We start from the raw sequence: 18,435 nt of genomic DNA on the forward strand, positions 1-18,435 counted from the left end.
ATACCAACACACACTCTCCCGCCGCCTCCCATTTTTTTTAAAACCCCCCCCCCGCCCCCCAACCCCCCCCCCCCACCCCCGGCCGGGGGCCCCCCGCTCACCCCCCCCCCCCCACCGGGTCCGCTTTTTCGGACTATCGATGACATGCCCATGCAATTTCGCTTGCCGTGCAGGCAACTCGCGCTCGTGACCCGGGTTCCGCGCGCGCTCCAAGACTCCTCCAAGTGGACTCCAAGTCGACTCCAAGTCACTGCCAAGATCATCCTGGCAGGCTCTCGGTCAACCGAGCCGCTGGATCGAGATGAGGCGTCGGCAGCCCTCTCGCCCGAGCCGCTGGGTGGACAGCGACCGCACGCATGCGGCACGCGCAGTAGCCGTCCGCTCCGCCGGACCGGCGAGCACATCAGGACCACGAGGAAAGCCGAGTAGCCAGTGCCGCAGACGAGTTGTGAGCACGACCCGGTCGCCGTCGTCGGGCTGTCCGGCCCGACGCCCGGAGCCGACAGCGACCAGCAGGGCTACGACGGCCCTGACTGCGGCCCCGCGTTCTTCGGGCTTCCGGCCGCCCTGGCCGCCGAACTCGGCCCCGCGGACTGGAGGTTGTCGGAACTCGCCTGGAGCGCGCTGGAGGACGCCGGGATCCTCCCCGCCTCGCTGCGCGGAAGCCGAACCGGTGTCTTCCTCGCACCGTCGTCGCCGGACCGATCGGCGGGACACTCGCCGGAGCGCCTTGCCGCCGTACTGGGCCTCCACGGCCCGCAGGCCGCTCCTGGACCGTCGGAAGCGCCGGAGCGAGCCGCCGTTGCGCTCGCCGCGGAGGCGCTGCGCCGCGGGGAATGCGACCTCGCTCTCGCCGGCGACGGCGGCACGGTCCTCGCCGTGCTCCGGCGGCTGCCCGACGCGCGACGCGACGGCGCCCGGATCCTGGGTGTGGTCTCCTGCGGCCGACCCGCGTCAGGCCCGGGTGTCCTCGAACTGCTCGGCGCCGTACCGGCCGATCCCCCGGCGGCCCCCGGGGCACGGCCCGCCGCCCGGCCGCTCCTCGTCACGGAGCGCACACCCCTGGTCCTCTCCGCCCGCAGCGACGCCGCCCTGCGGGCCCAGGCGCAGGCGCTCCGCGAGCGGCTGGCGGCCGACCCGGGCCTCCGGCTCGCCGACGTCGGCCACTCGCTGTCCACCACCAGGACGGCGTTCGAGCAGCGCGCCGTCCTGGTCGCCGAGGACCGCGTGGACGCCCTGCACGGACTGCGGGCCGTCGCCGAGGGCGGGTTCGCGCCGTCACTCGTCCGCGGGACGGCGGACACCGGGCGCGGAGTCGTCTTCGTCTTCCCGGGCCAGGGCACCCAGTGGCGGGGCATGGCCCTCGACCTGCTGGAGTCCTCGGAGCTCTTCCGGGAACACATGAAGGCCTGTGAGGACGCCCTCGCACCGTACGTCCCGTGGTCACTGGCCGACGTGCTGCGCGAGGCCCCCGGCGCCCCCGCCCCGGTGGCGGTGGACGTCGTCCAACCCGTCCTGTTCGCCGTGATGGTCTCGCTCGCGGCGCTGTGGCGCGCCGCCGGCGTGGCACCGGCCGCCGTGGTGGGCGCCAGCCTGGGTGAGATCGCGGCCGCCCACGTCGCCGGTGCACTCACCCTGGAGGAGGCCGCCCAGGTCGTGGCGCTGTGGAGCCGGTCGCAGGCCGCCGCAGCCGGACAGGGCGATCTGGCCTCCGTCCTGCTGCCCCGCGAACAGCTGGCGCCACGGCTCGCCCGGTGGCAGGGCCGACTCGTCGTCGCCGGGACCAACGGCCCGCGGTCCACCCTGTTCTCCGGTGACCGGGGGGCCGTGGACGAGCTGCTGGCCGAACTGGCAGCCGAGGGGGTGCGGGCACGACGTCTGAGCAACGGACTCGCCGCACACTCACCCGCACTCGGCCTCGACCGCGACGGCATCCTCGACGGCCTCGCCGCGATCCGCCCGCGCAGCTCCGCCGTACCGTTCTACTCCTCGTCGACCGGCGGGCTCCTGGACACCGCGGCCCTGGACGCCGCGTACTGGCTGCGGAACATCACCAGCGAGATCCGCTTCGAGGACGCCACCCGCGCGCTGCTGGCCCACGGGCACCGGCTCTTCCTGGAGGTGAGCCCGCACCCCGGCCTCCTCGGCGGCCTCCAGGAGACCCTGGACGACGAGGGCCTGACGGGCGGCGCCGTCGTCGTCGGCACCCTGCGCCGCGACCAGGGCGGGGCGGACCGGTTCCTCAGCTCGATGGCCGAACTGCACGTCCAAGGGCCCGCACCGGACTGGGCGGCCGCCCTCGGCGGATCCGGCGCACAGCGGGTCCCGCTGCCGACGTACCCGTTCCGCGCCGCCCGCCCGGACACCGCACGACCGGACACCGCCCGCGCGGGCGCCGTCGACGCGACCGCCGACCGGGCCCGCACCGCACCACAGGACTGGGTCCGTGACCTCGTCCGCGCCGAGATCACCGCGCTGTGCGGCCACGCGGCGGCCGCCACCCCCGAGGACCGGCCGCTCCGGGACCTCGGGTTCGACTCCGCCATGGCCGTCGAGCTGCGCAACCGGCTCATGGCGGCGACCGGTCTGGCCCTGCCCCTCACCCTGCTCTTCGACCACCCGACGCCGAAGGCCCTGAACCGCCACCTGCTCGCCCGGCTCACCGGAGAGGACGACGCCCCGGAGGCGGAGGCAACCGCCGACGGACAGCCGCCGGTCGTCGGCCACGACGCGGCCGGCGAGCAGGAGCCGATCGCGATCGTCGCGATGGCCTGCCGGTTCCCCGGCGAGGTCCGCAGCCCCGAACAGCTCTGGCGGCTCGTGGCGGACGGCCGCGACGCCGTCTCCTCGTTCCCCGACAACCGGGGCTGGGAGCTGGACTCGCTGTACGACCCCGATCCGTCCCGCAGCGGCCACACGTACACCCGTCAGGGCGGCTTCCTGCACGACGCCGACCGGTTCGACGCCGCGTTCTTCGGGATCAGCCCGCGCGAGGCGCTGGCGATGGACCCGCAGCAGCGGCTGCTGCTGGAGAGCTCCTGGGAGGCGTTCGAGCGGGCCGGCATCGCGCCGGAGTCCCTGCGCGGCAGCCGGACCGGCGTGTACGTCGGCGCGATGACGCAGGACTACGGGGCCCGCATGCACGAGGCGAGCGACCTCGTCGAAGGGCACGTCCTGACCGGCACCACCGTGAGCGTCCTGTCCGGCCGGCTGTCGTACGTGTTCGGCCTGGAGGGCCCGGCGATCACGGTGGACACCGCGTGTTCCTCCTCGCTGGTCGCCCTGCACCTGGCCTGTCAGTCGCTGCGCAGGGGCGAGTGCTCGACGGCCCTCGCCGGCGGCGCGGCGGTCATGGCCGCCCCCGGCATGTTCGTCGAGTTCAGCCGCCAGCGCGGCCTCGCCCCCGACGGGCGCTGCAAGGCCTTCGCGGGCGCCGCCGACGGCACCGGCTGGGGCGAGGGCGTCGGCATCCTCCTGCTGGAACGGCTCTCCGACGCCCAGCGCAACGGGCACCCGGTCCTCGCCGTGATCCGCGGCTCCGCCGTCAACCAGGACGGCGCCTCCAACGGGCTGTCCGCGCCCAACGGGCCGTCGCAGCAGCGGGTGATCCGGGCCGCCCTCGCGGACGCCCGGCTGGCCGCGGCCGACGTGGACGCGGTGGAGGCGCACGGGACGGGCACCCGGCTGGGCGACCCGATCGAGGCGCAGGCGCTGCTCGCCACCTACGGACAGCAGCGGCCCGCCGAACGGCCGCTACTGTTGGGCTCGTTGAAGTCCAACATCGGGCACACCCAGGCGGCCGCCGGGGTCGGCGGCGTGATCAAGATGGTGCTGGCGATGCGGCACGGCGTGCTGCCGCGCACGCTGCACGTCGACGAGCCCTCCCCGCACGTGGACTGGTCCTCCGGTGCCGTCGAACTGCTCACCGAGGCACGGGAATGGCCGGCCGGGGAGCGGACCCGACGAGCCGCCGTGTCCTCGTTCGGGATCAGCGGGACCAACGCGCACGTCATCCTGGAAGAGGCGCCCGCCGCCGAGGAGCCGACGCCCACGACGCCCGCCCCGGCGGTCGTGCCGTGGGTGCTGTCCGCCCGGGACGAGCGGGCCCTGCGTGCCCAGGCCGATCGGCTGCGGGCGGCGGTCGAGGCTCACCCGGAGTGGGAACCCGCCGAGGTGGCCGCAGCGCTGGTGTCGGGCCGGACCGTGTTCGAGCAGCGGGCAGTGGTGATCGGCGAGGACCGCGCGGAGTTGTTGAGCGGACTCATAGCCGTCGCCGACGGCACCGCCCCCATCGGCAGCGGCAGCTTCGAGCGTCCGGTGTTCGTCTTCCCCGGACAGGGCTCACAGTGGATCGGCATGGGCGCCGAACTCCTCGACACCTCACCCGTGTTCGCGGGATCCATCGCCCGTTGCCAGGAAGCGCTCGCGCCGCACATCGACTGGTCGTTGACGGACGCCCTGCGCGGCACCCTGGACCTCGGGCGGGTCGACATCGTCCAGCCCACCCTGTTCGCCGTCATGGTCGCCCTCGCCGAACTCTGGCAGTCCCTCGGCATCCACCCCGCCGCCGTCATCGGCCACTCCCAGGGCGAGATAGCCGCAGCCACCATCGCCGGAGCCCTCACCCTCGAAGACGGCGCCCGCATCGCCGCCCTGCGCAGCCGCGCCATCCTCGCCATCAGCGGCCACGGCGGCATGGCGTCCCTCCCCCTCGGCCACCAGGACACCGTCGAGCTGCTGAGCGCCTGGGACGGCCGACTCAGCGTCGCCGCCCACAACGGCCCCACCACCACCGTCATCGCCGGCGACCACGACGCCCTCAACCGACTCCTCACCCACTGCGAGGAAACGGGCATCCGCGCCCGCCGCATCGACGTCGACTACGCCTCCCACACCCACCACGTCGAACAACTCCGCGACCACCTCGCCGAACAACTCACCGGCATCACCCCCAAACCCGGCGACATCCCCTTCTACTCCACCGTCACCGGCGAACGGATCGACACCACCCGCCTCGACGCCGACTACTGGTACACCAACCTCCGCCAACCCGTCCTCCTCGAACCGACCCTCCGCGACCTCGCCACCCACGGTCACACCAGCTACCTCGAGATCAGCCCCCACCCCGTCCTCACCCCCGCCATCGAGGAAACCCTCGACACCGCAGCCCCCACCCTCGTGACCGGTACCCTCCGCCGGAACGAGGGCGGCCTCCGCCGACTGCTCACCTCGGCCGCCGCGATCCACACCCACGGCCACCCCGTCGACTGGTCGGCCCTGCTCCCCAGCGACGGCCCCCACCAGGTCGACCTGCCCACCTACCCCTTCCACGGCGAACGCTTCTGGCTGACCGCGCCCACGGCGGCCGACCCCCGCACCGCCGGGCTCGACACCGCCGAGCACCCGCTGCTCGCGGCGGCCGTCCCGCTGCCGGACGACGAGGGCATGCTCCTCACCGGCCTGCTCTCCCTCACCACCCACCCCTGGCTCGCCGACCACGCCGTCTTCGGCACCGCGCTCCTCCCCGGCACCGCCCTCGTCGAACTCGCCCTCCACGCCGGCCGTCAGGTCGCCTGCGCGCACCTCGAAGAGCTGACGCTGGAAGCGCCGCTCGTCCTCCCCGAACAGCAGCCCGTCCGGTTCCAGGTCCGCGTCGGCGCGCCCGACGAGGCCGGCCGACGCCCCGTCACCATCCACTCCGTCCGCCCCTCCGCCCAGCACGCCGGGGACGGCTGGACCAGGCACGCGACCGGAATCCTGGCAGTGGAGGGCCCGGGCCACGCAGCGACCACAGACGGGTCGCAGCCCTGGACAGCGACGCTCGATCCGGCCGACGCGCTCTACGACCGGCTGGCCGACGTCGGTTTCGACTACGGTCCGGCGTTCCAGGGCCTCCGGGCCGTCGGTCGGCACGGCAACGAGATCCTGGCCGAGGTCGCGCTCCCGCGCGAACGCCACGACGACCGCTTCGACCTGCACCCGGCCCTCCTGGACGCGGCCCTGCACGCCTGCCTGCTGGAGGGATCGGACGGCGTCCGCCTGCCGTTCGCCTGGTCCGACGTCGTCCTCCACCCCACGGCGGCCACCTCGCTGCGCGTCCGGCTCACCCCGACCGGCCCCGACACCGTCTCCCTCACCGCCACCGACGAGGCCGGAAGCCCGGTCGTCTCGGTCGGATCGCTGACGCTGCGGCCGGTGACGCCCGAGCAGTTCAGCGCCGCCGCCCACGGCCGCCACCAGTCGCTGTACCAGGTGGACTGGGTGCCGCTGCCGCCCGGTGCCGACGCACCCGACGAGGCGCCGTTCCTCCTGGGCACCGACGGTACTGACGACACCGACGAGACCCGCGACTCCGGCTACGCCGGCCCCGCCGATCTGCTCGCGATCCGGGCCCCGTTGCCGACCACGGTCGTGGCGGCCTTCGGGCCCGAGGTCGGAGCGTCCGTCGAGAACGTCCACGCGGCGGCCGGGCGCGCCCTGGACCTCGTCCGGGCCTGGCTCGACTCGGAGCGCTTCGCCGACGGCCGGCTCGTGCTGCTCACCCGTGGCGCCGTGGCGGTGGATCCGGCCGACGACGTCACGGACCTGGTCCACGCCCCGCTGTGGGGCCTGGTCCGCTCCGCCCAGTCGGAGAACCCCGGCCGCCTCGTGCTGGCCGACCTCGACGACCACCCCGATTCCTACCCGGCCCTGGTGCGGGCGCTCTCCTCGACAGAACCCCGACTGGCAGAGCCCCAGTTGGCGGTACGCGAAGGCCGCGTTTCGGCCGCCCGGCTGGCCGTCGCGGCGCCCGGCGCAACGGAGGCCCCGGCCCCGTTCGGCCCCGCCGGCACCGTGCTGGTGACCGGGGGCACCGGCCTGCTCGGCGGCCTGCTCGCCCGCCACCTGGTGACCCGGTACGGCGTGCGCCACCTGTTGCTCCTGAGCCGGCGGGGGCCCGACGCCGACGGTGCGGCCGAGCTGCGGGACGAACTGACGGCGGCGGGCGCCACGGTGACGGTCGCGGCGTGCGACACGGCCGACCGGGAGGCACTCGCCGCGGCCCTGGCCCGGGTGCCCGCCGAACAGCCGCTGGCCGCCGTGGTCCACACGGCGGGCGTCCTGGACGACGGTGTGCTGACGGCCCTGACCCCCGACCGGGTGTCGGCCGTCCTGCGGCCCAAGGTCGACGCGGCGTGGCACCTCCACGAACTGACCCGCGACAGCGACCTTCGCGCATTCGTCCTCTTCTCCTCGGCCGCGGGCGTCCTGGGCCAGGCCGGCCAGTCGAGCTACTCGGCGGCCAACGCCTTCCTCGACGCCCTGGCGCAGCGGCGCCGCGCGGAGGGCCTGCCCGCGCACTCCCTGGCCTGGGGACTGTGGGCGGAGTCCAGCGGGATGACCGGCCACCTGGCCGAGGCCGACCTCCGCCGCCTGAGCCGTACGGGCCTCGCCCCCATGCCCTCCGACGAGGGACTCGCGCTCTTCGACGCGGCCCTGCGGACGGACCGCGCGGCGCTGGTGCCGGCCCGGCTGGACACCGCGGCCCTGCGGGCGCAGCCCGAGGTGCCACCGGTGCTCCGCGGCCTGGTCCGGGCCCCGAGGGCGCGGGAGACGTCCGCCCCGCAGACCGGGACCTTCCGGCAGCGGTTCGCCGCTCTGGAGGCGCCCGCGCGCGGCCGCGCCCTGCTCGACGTGGTCCGGGCCCAGGTGGCGGCCGTGCTGGGCTACGCCTCACCGGACCGGGTCGAACCCGATCGCGGCTTCCTCGACCTCGGCCTCGACTCCCTCACCGCGCTCGAACTGCGCAACCGGCTCGGCCGGGAGAGCGGCACCCGGCTGCCCGTCACCCTGATCTTCGACCACCCGACCCCGGCCGCGGTCGCCCGCCACCTGGAGAACGAGGTGTTCCCGGCCGACCGGACAGCAGAGGAAGCGGAGGAACCGGCACCCGAGGAAGTCGACGAGGCCGAGTTCCGACGGGCCCTGGCGACGGTCCCGCTGGCCCGCTTCCAGGAAGCCGGGCTGGTCCGCACCCTCCTCCAACTCGCGGACCCGGCAGGCGAACCGGCGGACGCCGACGAGCCGGACCACGGCAGCGCCCTCGACACGATGGACCTGGACAGCCTCATCCGGGTCGCCCTCGGCGACAACTGATCACGCCGCACCACCCCTCTACGGCACGAAGTTTCGGAGTTCGCGATGACCGTATCCAGTGAAGAAGTCGTCAAGGCGCTACGGGCTTCCCTCAAGGAGGCCGAGTTGCTGCGGCAGCAGAACCGGAAACTGACCGCTGCGGCCTCCGACCCGATCGCCATCGTCGGCATGGCCTGCCGCTACCCGGGGGGCGTCACGTCGCCCGAGGGCCTCTGGCAGTTGGTCGCGAGCGGCGGCGACGCCGTCACCGCCTTCCCGGAGGACCGCGGCTGGGACCTGGACGCGCTCTACGACTCCGACCCCGAGGCGGTCGGAAAGACCTACGCCCGGGCCGGCGGCTTCCTCCACGAGGCCGCGCTCTTCGACCCGGACTTCTTCGGGATCAGCCCGCGCGAGGCGCTCGCCATGCACCCGCAGCAGCGGCTGCTGCTGGAGACCTCCTGGGAGGCCTTCGAGCGGGCCGGCATCGACCCGGCCTCCGTCCGCGGCAGCCGGACCGGTGTGTTCGCCGGCGTGATGCACCAGGACTACGCCGCGCGGCTGCGCCGCACCCCCGACGACCTCGAGGGCTACCTGATGACGGGCAGCCTGGGCAGCGTGGTGTCCGGGCGGGTCGCGTACAGCCTGGGCCTGGAGGGGCCCGCGATCACCGTGGACACGGCGTGCTCCTCGTCGCTGGTCGCGCTGCACCTCGCCGGACAGGCGCTGCGCAACGGGGAATGCACGATGGCCCTCGTCGGCGGCGTCACCGTGATGACCGGACCGGGCGGCTTCGTCGAGTTCAGCCGTCAGCGGGCGCTGTCCCCCGACGGGCGCTGCCGGGCCTTCGCGGCCGCCGCCGACGGCACCGGCTGGGCGGAGGGTGTCGGCATCCTGCTGCTGGAGCGGCTCTCCGACGCCCGGCGCAACGGGCACCAGGTCCTCGCCGTGGTGCGCGGCTCGGCCGTCAACCAGGACGGAAGCAGCAGCGGGTTCTCCGCGCCCAACGGACCCGCCCAGCAGCGGGCGATCCGGGACGCGTTGAAGAACGCCCGGCTGGCCGGGGCCGACGTGGACGCGGTGGAGGCGCACGGGACGGGCACCCGGCTGGGCGACCCGATCGAGGCGCAGGCGCTGTTCGCCACCTACGGCAAGGACCGGCCGGCCGAACGGCCCCTGCTGCTGGGCTCGTTGAAGTCCAACATCGGCCATGCGCAGGCCGCGGCCGGGGTCGGCGGCGTGATCAAGATGGTGATGGCGATGCGGCACGGCGTGCTGCCGCGCACGCTGCACGTCGACGAACCCACCCCGCACGTGGACTGGTCCTCCGGTGCCGTCGAACTGCTCACCGAGGCACGGGAATGGCCGGCCGGGGAGCGGACCCGACGAGCCGCCGTGTCCTCGTTCGGGATCAGCGGGACCAACGCGCACGTGATCCTCGAAGAGGCGCCAGCTGCTTCGCCCGCCGCCTCGCCGGAGGACTCCGCCACCGACTCGCCGTTCCCCGTGGTGCCGTGGGTGCTCTCCGCCCGCGACGAACAGGCGTTGCGAGCGCAGGCAGGACAGTTGGCGGCGTTCCTCCAGGAGCACCCCGACACCGACCTGCGCGCCGTCGGCCACACCCTCCTCACCGGACGAGCCCACCTGGACCACCGGGCCGTCGCCATCGGGGAGAACCGTGAGGAGCTGTTGAGCGGACTCATAGCCGTCGCCGACGGCACCGCCCCCACCGGCAGCGGCAGCTTCGAGCGTCCGGTGTTCGTGTTCCCCGGGCAGGGCTCGCAGTGGATCGGCATGGGCGCCGAACTCCTGGACTCCTCAACGGTGTTCGCGGGATCCATAGCCCGTTGTCAGGAGGCGCTCGCGCCGCACATCGACTGGTCGTTGACGGACGCCCTGCGCGGCACCCTCGACCTCGGGCGGGTCGACGTCGTCCAGCCCACCCTGTTCGCCGTCATGGTCGCCCTCGCCGAACTCTGGCAGTCCCTCGGCATCCACCCCGCCGCCGTCATCGGCCACTCCCAAGGCGAGATAGCCGCCGCCACCATCGCCGGCGCCCTCACCCTCGAAGACGGCGCCCGCATCGCCGCCCTCCGCAGCCGCGCCATCCTCGCCATCAGCGGCCACGGCGGCATGGCGTCCATCCCCCTCGGCCACCACGACACCGTCGAACTGTTGAAGGCCTGGGACGGACGGCTCAGCGTCGCCGCCCACAACGGCCCCACCACCACCGTCATCGCCGGCGACCACGACGCCCTCGACCAACTCCTCACCCACTGCGAGAACTCGGGCATCCGCGCCCGACGCATCGACGTCGACTACGCCTCCCACACCCACCACGTCGAGCAACTCCGCGACCACCTCGCCACCGAACTCGCCGGCATCACCCCGACGGAAGCCACCGTCCCCCTCTACTCCACCGTCACCGGCAAGCGGATCGACACCACCCGGCTCGACGCGGACTACTGGTACACCAACCTCCGCCAGCCCGTCCTCCTCACCGACGCCCTCACCTCCGCCCTCGCCGACGGCCACACCACCTTCATCGAGGCCAGCCCCCACCCCGTCCTCACCACCACCGTCCAGGACACCGCCGAGGCCGCCGACCAACCCGCCGTCACCACCGGCACCCTCCGCCGCAACGAAGGCGGCCTCCGCCGCCTCCTCACCTCCGCCGCCCACCTCCACACCCACGGCCACCCCGTCGACTGGACCCCCTTCCTCGCCCCCGGCACCCACCCCGACCTCCCCACCTACCCCTTCCGGCACCAGCACCTGTGGATCGAGGACACCGCCGTCGCCTCCGCCTCCCCGGCGGGGTACAGCACGCAGGACGCGGGCTTCTGGGAGGCCGTCGAGGAGCAGGACGTCGCCGCCGTGGCCGCGACGCTGCAGGTGGACGACGACGAGCGACGGCGGTCGCTGAGCGCCCTGCTGCCCGCGCTCTCCTCGTGGCACCGGCAGAGCCGCGACCGGTCGGCGGTGGACGACTGGCGGTACGGGATCGCCTGGAAGCCCGTGCCCGAGGGCGCCGCGTCCTCCCTCTCCGGCACCTGGCTGGTGATCGTTCCCGCGGGCTGCGCGGACGACGCCTGGGTCACCGGAGCCGTACGCCTCCTCGGCCTGCGCGGTGCCCGGCCCGTGGTCCTGGAGGCGGGCGCGGCCGACGCGGACCGCGACGTCCTGGCCGCGCGGCTTGGCGAGGTGCTCGACGACGGCGGGTCCGGCCCGGCCGGTCTGCTGTCCTTCCTGGGACTGGACGCCCGTCGCCACCCCGGGAAGCACACCGTGACGAGCGGCCTGGCGCTGACGCTGGCGCTGGTCCAGGCCCTGGCCGACCTCGGCCTCCGGGCGCCGCTGTGGTGCGCCACGCGCGGCGCCGTGTGCGCCGGACCGTCCGACGGCCCGGCGGATCCGGTGCAGGCCCAGCTGTGGGGCCTCGGCCGGGTCGTCGCCCTGGAGCAGTCGCAGCTCTGGGGCGGACTGGTCGACCTGCCCGAGGAGCCCGACGAGCGGGCGCTCGGCCGACTGGCCCGGGCGCTCTCGGGGTCCTCCGAGGAGGACCAGGTGGCGGTCCGTCCGGCCGGCCTGTTCGCGCGGCGGATGGTCCGTGCGCAGCTCGGCGCCGCCAAGCCCGTCCGGGGCTGGCGTCCCGGGGGCACGGTGCTGGTCACCGGCGGTACCGGGAGCCTCGGCCCCCGGCTCGCGCGCTGGCTGGCTGACCACGGCGCCGAGCACCTCGTCCTGGCCAGCCGCTCGGGCCCGGACGCCCCGGGCGCCGCCGACCTGGCCGCCGAGTTGGAGGGTCGGGGCGTGGCCGTCACCCTGGCCGCGTGCGACGTGGCGGACCGCGACGCGGTCGCCGGGCTGCTCGACCGGCTGCGGGCGGACGGCCACACGGTGCGGGCCGTCCTGCACACGGCCGCGTTCATCGAACTGACCTCCGTCGCCGACACCACCCTGGAGAGCCTCGACCAGGTGCTGGCCGCCAAGGTGGACGGCGCCCGGCACCTGGCCGACCTGCTCGATCCGGACCAGCTCGACGCCTTCGTCCTGTTCTCCTCGATCGCCGCCTTCTGGGGCAGCGGCGACCACGCCGCCTACGCGGCCGCCAACGCGGCGCTCGACGCCCTCGCCGAACAGGGCCGCGCACAGGGCCTGCCGATGCTGTCGGTCGCCTGGGGCGTCTGGGAGGACGCCGTCAACACCTGGAAGAACCTGGGCGACCCGGACGTCGAACGCACCCGTCGCCGCGTGCGCGGACAGGGTCTGCCGCTGATGGCCCCCGAGCTGGCGATCGCCGCCCTGCAGCAGGCGCTGGACCACGACGACACCTTCGTCGCGGTGGCCGAGGTCGACTGGCAGCGCTTCGTCCCGCTGTTCACCGCGGTGCGCCCGAGCCCCCTGCTCACCGGACTCCCCGAGGCGCGCGCCGTGCTGGCGTCGTCCGCCGGGACGGCGACCGGGGCGGCGGCCGACGCGGCCGGCTCCGGCTCCGAGCTCCGGCGGTCCCTCGCGGACCTGTCCGAGCCGGACCAGGTCCGCGCGCTCACCGACCTCGTCACCGCGCACGCCGTCGCGGTGCTGGGGCACAGCACCGCGGACGGCATCCGGCCCGACCGGGCCTTCAAGGACCTGGGGTTCGAGTCGCTGACGGCGGTCGAACTGCGCAACCGGCTGGCCTCCGCCACCGGCCTGCGCCTCCCGGCGACGCTGGTCTTCGACTACCCGACACCGACCGCGCTCGCCAGCCAACTGCGGCGCGACGTCCTGGAGTTGGGGGCACCGGAGCTGCCCGCCCCGGCCGGGCCCGCCACCCCGGCGGGCGACGGCGCGGATGACGACGAGGCGATCGCGATCGTCGGCATGGCCTGCCGCTTCCCCGGTGGCGTGACGACGCCCGAGCAGCTGTGGCAGCTGCTCGCCACGGACGGCGACGTCGTCTCCGACCTGCCCACCGACCGCGGATGGGACCCGGACGCGGTACCCGGCCAGCAGGGCGGCTTCGTCCGGGACGTGGACGGGTTCGACGCCGCGTTCTTCGGGATCAGCCCGCGCGAGGCGCTGGCGATGGACCCGCAGCAGCGACTGCTGCTGGAGACCTCCTGGGAGGCCTTCGAGCGGGCCGGCATCGACCTGACCGCCCTGCGCGGCAGCCGGACCGGCGCCTTCGTCGGCGCCATGCAGCACGGGTACGGCGTCCGTTCGGCCGACGCGTCGGCCGCCATCGAGGACTACGTCATCACCGGCAGCGTCACCAGCGTCATCTCGGGCCGACTGGCCTACGCGTTCGGCCTGGAGGGGCCGGCCATCACCGTCGACACCGCGTGCTCGTCCTCCCTGGTCGCCCTGCACCTGGCCGCCCGGGCCCTGCGGGCCGGCGAGTGCTCGATGGCCATCGCGGGCGGTGCGGTGGTGATGCCGACCCCGGACTCGTTCATCGGGTTCAGCCGTATGGGCGCGCTGTCCGAGACCGGCCGCTGCAAGGCGTTCTCCGACGATGCCGACGGATTCGGCCTCTCCGAGGGCGTCGGCGTGGTGCTGGTCGAACGGCTCTCCGACGCCCGGCGCAACGGGCACCCGGTCCTCGCCGTGGTGCGCGGTTCCGCACTCAACCAGGACGGCGCCTCCAACGGGCTGGCCGCCCCCAACGGGCCGTCGCAGCAGCGGGTGATCCGGGCCGCGCTCGCGGACGCCCGGCTGGCCGCGGCCGACGTGGACGCGGTCGAGGCGCACGGGACGGGCACCCGGCTCGGCGACCCGATCGAGGCGCAGGCCCTGCTCGCCACCTACGGCAAGGACCGGCCCACCGAACGGCCGCTGCTGCTGGGGTCGTTGAAGTCCAACATCGGGCACACCCAGGCCACGGCGGGGATCGCCGGCGTGATCAAGATGGTGCTCGCCCTGCACAACGAGGTGCTGCCGCGCACCCTCCACGTCAGCGAGCCCACCTCCCACGTCGACTGGTCCGCCGGTTCCGTCGAACTGCTCACCGAGGCACGGGAATGGCCGCAGGAGGACGGGCGTCCGCGACGGGCGGGCGTCTCCGCCTTCGGGATCAGCGGGACGAACGCGCACGTCATCCTCGAAGAGGCGCCAGCTGCTTCGCCCGCCGCCTCGGCGGAGGACTCCGCAGCCGACTCGCCGTTCGCCGTGGTGCCGTGGGTACTCTCCGCCCGCGACGAGCAGGCGCTGCGGGCGCAGGCTGGACAGTTGGCGGCGTTCCTCCAGGAGCGCCCCGACACCGACCTTCGGGCCGTCGGCCACACCCTCCTCACCGGACGAGCCCACCTGGACCACCGGGCCGTCGCCATCGGACAGAACCGTGAGGAACTGCTCACCGCTCTCACCGCCATCGCCGACGGCACCGCCCCCACCGGCAACGGCAGCTACGAGCGCCCCGTGTTCGTCTTCCCCGGACAGGGCTCGCAGTGGATCGGCATGGGCGCCGAACTCCTCGACACCTCACCCGTGTTCGCCGCCAGCATCGCCCGCTGCCAGGACGCCCTCGCCCCGCACATCGACTGGTCGCTGACGGACGCCCTGCGCGGCACCCTCGACCTCGCACGCGTCGACATCGTCCAACCCACCCTGTTCGCCGTCATGATCGCCCTCGCCGAACTCTGGCAGTCCCTCGGCATCCACCCCGCCGCCGTCATCGGCCACTCCCAAGGCGAAATAGCCGCCGCCACCATCGCCGGAGCCCTCACCCTCGAAGACGGCGCCCGCATCGCCGCCCTCCGCAGCCGCGCCATCCTCGCCATCAGCGGACACGGCGGCATGGCCTCCATCCCCCTCGGCCACCACGACACCGTCGAACTGTTGAAGGCCTGGGACGGCCGACTGAGCGTCGCCGCCCACAACGGCCCCACCACCACCGTCATCGCCGGCGACCACGACGCCCTCGACCAACTCCTCACCCACTGCGAGAACTCGGACATCCGCGCCCGCCGCATCGACGTCGACTACGCCTCCCACACCCACCACGTCGAACAACTCCGCGACCACCTCGCCCAACAACTCACCGGCATCACCCCGACAGAAGCCACCATCCCCCTCTACTCCACCGTCACCGGCGAACGAATCGACACCACCCAACTCAACGCCGACTACTGGTACACCAACCTCCGCCAACCCGTCCTCCTCACCCAAGCCCTCACCTCCGCCCTCACCGACGGCCACACCACCTTCATCGAGGCCAGCCCCCACCCCGTCCTCACCCCCGCCATCGAGGAAACCCTCGACACCACAACCCCCACCCTCATCACCGGCACCCTCCGCCGCAACGAAGGAACCTGGACCCGCCTCCTCACCTCCGCCGCCCACCTCCACACCCACGGCCACCCCGTCGACTGGACCCCCTACCTCACCCCCGCCACCCACCCCGACCTCCCCACCTACCCCTTCCAACGCGAACGCTTCTGGCTGACCGCGCCCACGGCGACGAACCCCCGCACCGCCGGACTCGACTCCGCCGAGCACCCGCTGCTCGCGGCGGCCGTCCCGCTGCCGGACGACGAGGGCATGCTCCTCACCGGCCTGCTCTCCCTCACCACCCACCCCTGGCTCGCCGACCACGCCGTCTGGGGGACCGTTCTCGCCCCCGGCACGGCCCTCGTCGAACTCGCCCTCCACGCCGGGCGCCGACTCGGCTGCCACCACATCGAGGAGCTCACCCTCCAGGCGCCGCTCGTCCTCCCCGGCCAGGACGGCGTCCGCGTCCAGGTCCGCGTCGGCGCGGCGGACGCCACCGGGCGTCGCACGCTCACCGTCCACTCCGCCGTGGACGGTTCGGAGGCCGGCGGCGCCTGGACCTGCCACGCGACCGGCACCGCCTCGCCGACCGAGCCGTCCGAGCCGACCGCCGGCTGGGCGTCCGGCCGCGTCTGGCCGCCGGCCGGGGCCGAGCCGGTCGAACTCGACGGCCTCTACGAGCGGCTCGCCGTCGACGGCCTCGGGTACGGTCCGGCGTTCCGAGGGCTGCGCGCCGCCTGGCGGCTCGGCGAGGAGGTGTACGCCGAGGTGCGGCTGCCGCGCGAACAGCACGACGCGGCCGCCGAGTTCGGCCTGCACCCCGCCCTGCTGGACGCGGCCCTGCACACCACGCTGGTCGACGGCGCGGAGCAGGTGAGGCTGCCGTTCTCGTGGACCGGTGTCACCCTGCACGCCACCGGCGCGACCGCGCTCCGGGTGCGGCTGACTCCGACCGGTCCGGACGAGCTGTCGCTGGTGGTGGCCGACGAGACCGGTCTGCCGGTCGCCACGGTCGACTCGCTCGCCGTCCGGCCGGTCTCCCGGGCGCAGCTCGGCTCCGCCTCCCGTCGCTCCGGCGCCGACTCGCTGTTCCAGTTGACGTGGCACGAGCTGCCCGGCCGGACGAACTCGGGCACGGTCCGCCACGCGGTGCTCGGTTCCGACGCGCTCGGCGGAGACGGCTATCCGGATCTCGCGGCCCTCGCCGACGCGATCGGCGCCGGCGCACCGGTGCCCGAGGCCGTCGTGCTCCCCTGGACGTCGGAGCCCGGCGGGGACACCCTGTCCGCGGACGCGGCCGGGCGGGCGGTGGAACGGGCGCTGTCCCTGCTCCAGTCCTGGGTGGCCGACGACCGGTTCGGCGCCGCCCGCCTGGTGGTGGTGACCGCCGGCGCCGTCGACACCTCGCTCCGGGCCGTGTCCCCCGACCTGGCGGCGGCCGCCGTCTGGGGTGCGGTGCGGTCGGCGCAGGCCGAGCACCCGGGCAGGTTCGTCCTGGTGGACCTCGACGGCCCCGCGTCCGACGACCGGACCGCGCCGTCGGCCGCGCTGTCCGCCGTACTGCCGGCCGTACTGCCGGCCGTGCTGCCGGCCGTGCTGGACGGTGCCGAGCCGCAGTACGCGGTCCGGGCCGGGCGGGTGCTGGTGCCGCGGCTGGCACGGCTGCACCCGGCCGACGATGTCGCCGCCACCGCCCTGGACCCGGAGGGCACCGTGCTGATCACCGGGGGTACCGGCACGCTGGGCGCCCTCGTCGCCCGGCACCTGGTCGACACGTACGGCGTCCGGCACCTGCTGCTGGTCAGCCGGCAGGGCCGGCAGGCGCCCGGCGCCGCCGAACTGGCCCTGTCCCTGGCCGGGTCGGGCGCCGAGGTGACCTTCGCCCCGTGCGACGCGGCCGACCGGGAGTCGCTGGCCTCGGTGCTCGCGGCCGTCCCGGCGCGCCACCCGCTGACCGGGGTGGTGCACGCGGCCGGGGTGCTGGACGACGGCACCCTCGCCTCGCTCACCCCGGAGCGGGCCAGGGCCGTGCTGCGCCCGAAGGCGGACGCCGCCTGGAACCTGCACGAGCTGACCCTGAACGCCAAGCCGGCGATGTTCGTGCTGTTCTCGGCCGCGGGCGGGCTGCTCGGCAATGCCGGGCAGGCCAACTACGCCGCCGCCAACGCCTACCTGGACGGCCTGGCCGCCCACCGCCGCGCGCTGGGCCTGCCCGGGGTGTCGATGGCGTGGGGGCTGTGGTCGGCGGCCAGCGCCATGACCCGCGGTCTGAGCGAGGCGGACCGGTCGCGGATGCGGCGCTCGGGCGTGCTGCCGATGTCCACGGCGGCGGGCCTGGCGCTGTTCGACACCGCGCTCGCCCAGGACCGGCCGTTGGTACTCCCGGTCCGACTGGACCTGCGCGCGCTCCGCGAGGGCGGCTCGACGCGGGACCTGCCGCTGCTGCGGGCCCTGCTCGGCACGGCACCGCGGCGCGCGGCCCGCTCCGAGGCGCCGGCCGCAACCGGTGCCGGGCTGTCGCTCGACGGCCTGTCCGCCGCCGAACGGTCGCACACCCTCGTCGAGTTGGTGCGGGTCCAGGTGGCCGCGGTGCTCGGCCACGCCTCGCCGGAGGCGGTCGGCACCGGGCGCGGCTTCCTGGAGTCCGGGTTCGACTCGCTGCGCGGAGTGGAGCTGCGCAACCGCCTGGCCACGGCCACCGGCCTGCGCCTGCCCGCGACGCTGGTCTTCGACCACCCGACGCCGGCCGCCGTCGCCGAGCACCTCGGCGAGCTGCTCCGGCAGCGTGACCGGACGGCCGCCGCACCGGCCCTGCTCGACCTCGACGGCCTGGAGGCGGGTCTGCGCGACCTGGCCCCCGCGGACCAGGCCGCGCGTGAGCGGCTCGCCGAGCGGCTGCGCGGGCTGGCGGCGCAGCTGCACGCGCCGCAGGCCGAGGCGGCGCCCGAACTCCCCTCCGATGAGGAGGAGTTCGCGGACATCACGCTCGACGAGATCCTCGACATCGTCGACAGCGAACTGCGGAACCCGTGACCATGCCCACCCCGGGCCCACCGTCGGACCCGT

General features: G+C 74.7%; 1 protein-coding gene and 1 pseudogene. Both read left to right on the forward strand.

The features are described from left to right. Nucleotides 1–432: 432 nt before the first annotated feature. Entirely contained in the window at nt 433–8,136 is a 7,704-nt protein-coding gene (locus ACFV8H_RS34415; RefSeq protein ID WP_380407763.1) for an SDR family NAD(P)-dependent oxidoreductase, read from the forward strand. Between the two features lie 60 nt (nt 8,137–8,196). Then, nucleotides 8,197–18,402: pseudogene (locus ACFV8H_RS34420) on the forward strand (type I polyketide synthase); the annotation flags it as partial. Nucleotides 18,403–18,435: the final 33 nt, after the last annotated feature.

The sequence above is a fragment of the Kitasatospora sp. NPDC059827 genome, from assembly GCF_042731675.1.
Classification (GTDB): domain Bacteria; phylum Actinomycetota; class Actinomycetes; order Streptomycetales; family Streptomycetaceae; genus Kitasatospora.